Here is a 2,170-nt window from a genome sequence, read left to right as displayed (position 1 = left end):
CTCGATCAGCTCTTCGCGGCTCAGCCGTTCAAGGTCGCTGCGGCCCATCGCACGAGAGAATCAGCGAAATCCGTCCCGCGCAAGGGCGTGGGTAATTACCGTCTGGCTCCCTGTCCGGGGGCCTGACAGTATCGATCGACGCGGCGGGGGCAGGTGGCAGGTCACCCGTGTCCGCGAGCAACGGGATTTGATCGGAGCGCGGATGACGCCGACTGGCGCCGAAGTCGGAACCTACATCGCCGGCTACCCATCCTCATGGCTCGCAGCGCTCGACCGCGCGCCCTGGGCTCTCACGGCAGGGGCGGCCGACCTGATCGGCGCACACCTCGCGCGTCTAGGCCCGGATTACCGGGTCAACGACGGCGTCGCCGTGCATCGGCGCGCCGTCGTCGAGGCGGGGGCGACCGTGAAGGCGCCGGCGATCATCGGCCCGGAGTGCCGCGTGGCAGCGGGGGCCTATCTTCGAGGCGGCTGCTGGCTGGAGACGGGCTGCACCGTCGGCCCCGGCTCGGAGCTCAAATCCACTTACCTGTTCGCCGGAGCGACGGCCGCGCATTTCAACTTCGTCGGCGACAGCCTGCTCGGCGCGGGCGTGAACCTGGAGGCCGGCGCCATCAACGCCAATCACCGCAACGAGGCACCGGAGACCCGCATCGTCCTGACGCTGGCCGGGCGAAGCATCGAGACCGGCGCGCGAAAGTTCGGCGCCCTCGTCGGCGACGGGGTCCGGGTCGGCGCGAACGTGGTGATCGCCCCCGGCGCCACGCTTTTGCCCGGGACGGTCGTGCCGCGGCTCGGGCTGGTGGATCAGTCCGCCTGAGGCCCGGCGCCGGAAGGCCCGCAGGGCTGCGTCTCCGCCAGGATCCAGGCGGCCGTGTCGGCGTCCGCCCCGGCGACCGGCAGATGCAGGATGATCGGCGTGTCGTAGGGGTGGCGCGCCTTCAGCGCGACCGCCAGCGCGTCGGCCAGACCTTCGCGGCTCTTGAGGATGGCGGCGACCTCGGCACCGCGCTCCACTGCGCCCTTCCAGCTGTAGACGGACTGCATGCCCGGCAGCACGTTGATGCAGGCGATGAGTCGCTCGCGGACCAGCGCCTCGCCGATGTTCAGCGCCGAGGCGAGGTCGGGAAAGGTGGTGTAGACGAGGAGCGGACGCTCCATGCTATGCCTCCAATTGCGCGTGTGCTCGCGGAGTGAGGCGCATGCCGGGCAAGGACGTCAACCGGGCGGTTCGCTCGTCAGACTGGAGCCGTGACGTGAACCCTGAGGCGATCCCGACGCGCCTGCGCGGCTGCGCCTGATCCATGCCGCGTTTCCAGAAGATCGCCTTCGTGGCGAGCCCGACCGGCTACGCCCGCGAGGCAGCGGCCGCCCTGATGCGGCGCTACGACCACGTCCCGCCCGAGGAGGCCGACGTCGTCGTGGCCCTGGGCGGTGACGGCCTGATGCTCCAGGTGCTGCACCGCTTCATGGACCACCCGAAGCCGATCTACGGGATGAACCGCGGCACGGTCGGCTTCCTGATGAACGAGTTCCGCGACGACGACCTCTTGGAGCATCTGGAGAACGCCCAGCGCAGCGTCATCCACCCGCTCGTGATGGACGTGCTCGACACGGAGGGCCGATCCCACCGGGCGCGGGCGATCAACGAGGTCTACCTGCTGCGCCAGACCCACCAGACCGCCAAGCTGAAGATCTCCGTCGACGGCAATGTCCGGCTCGACCTGCTGATCGCCGACGGCGTGCTCGTCGCCACCGCGGCGGGCTCCACGGCCTACAACCTGTCGGTCGGGGGACCGATCCTACCGCTCGACGCCAAGCTTCTGGCGCTGACACCGATCTCGGCCTTCCGCCCCCGGCGCTGGCGCGGCGCACTTCTGCCGGACTACGCCCGGATCCGGATCGACGTCCTCGACGCCCCCCACCGCCCGGTCGCGGCGGTGGCCGACCACACGGAGTTCCGCCGGGTCTGCACGGTAGAGACGTCCCTCGACCGCGCCACCGAGCTCGTGCTGCTGCACGATCCCGGCCACAGCCTCGACGAGCGCATCCTGCGGGAGCAATTCGGGTGATACCAAGTCTCGTTGAGCAGGACTCACGCTGGGTAGCGGTGGCGAGCGGGTTGTGATTCTGTCCTCTGGTTTGGAGCCTGAGGAGGATGGGATGGCCG

The 2,170-nt window shown here is 69.8% G+C and carries 3 protein-coding genes; 2 read left to right on the top strand and 1 reads right to left on the bottom strand.

Annotated features, from left to right (window positions below; translation table 11 throughout):
- Positions 1 to 202 precede the first annotated feature (202 nt).
- Positions 203 to 820: an LpxA family transferase gene (locus ASG32_RS31050; RefSeq protein WP_056533878.1), complete on the top strand. Its 618-nt coding sequence runs from the start codon at positions 203 to 205 to the stop codon at positions 818 to 820.
- Here ASG32_RS31050 and cutA read toward each other — a convergent pair.
- Positions 808 to 1,161 carry a divalent-cation tolerance protein CutA gene (cutA, locus tag ASG32_RS31045; protein ID WP_056533876.1) on the bottom strand — a complete coding sequence of 118 codons (354 nt, stop codon included), beginning with the start codon at positions 1,159 to 1,161 and terminating at the stop codon, positions 808 to 810. The genes ASG32_RS31050 and cutA overlap by 13 nt on opposite strands.
- A gap of 143 nt (positions 1,162 to 1,304) precedes the next feature.
- Here cutA and ASG32_RS31040 point away from each other — a divergent pair, with 143 nt between their 5' ends.
- Complete coding sequence (locus tag ASG32_RS31040; protein WP_056533873.1) at positions 1,305 to 2,072, top strand: NAD kinase; 768 nt, start codon at positions 1,305 to 1,307, stop codon at positions 2,070 to 2,072.
- Positions 2,073 to 2,170: the final 98 nt, after the last annotated feature.

The sequence above is a fragment of the Methylobacterium sp. Leaf361 genome (assembly GCF_001424445.1).
In the GTDB taxonomy this organism is placed as follows: Bacteria; Pseudomonadota; Alphaproteobacteria; order Rhizobiales; family Beijerinckiaceae; genus Methylobacterium.
The sequence above is the reverse complement of the archived record's forward strand: the minus strand, read 5'-3'. Positions and strand labels throughout refer to the sequence as shown.

Coding starts and splice junctions, on each gene's coding strand:
- ASG32_RS31040 (WP_056533873.1), top strand. CDS start 1,305: ATGCCGCGTTTCCAGAAGATCGCCTTCGTGGCGAGCCCGACCGGCTAC.
- cutA (WP_056533876.1), bottom strand. CDS start 1,161: ATGGAGCGTCCGCTCCTCGTCTACACCACCTTTCCCGACCTCGCCTCG.
- ASG32_RS31050 (WP_056533878.1), top strand. CDS start 203: ATGACGCCGACTGGCGCCGAAGTCGGAACCTACATCGCCGGCTACCCA.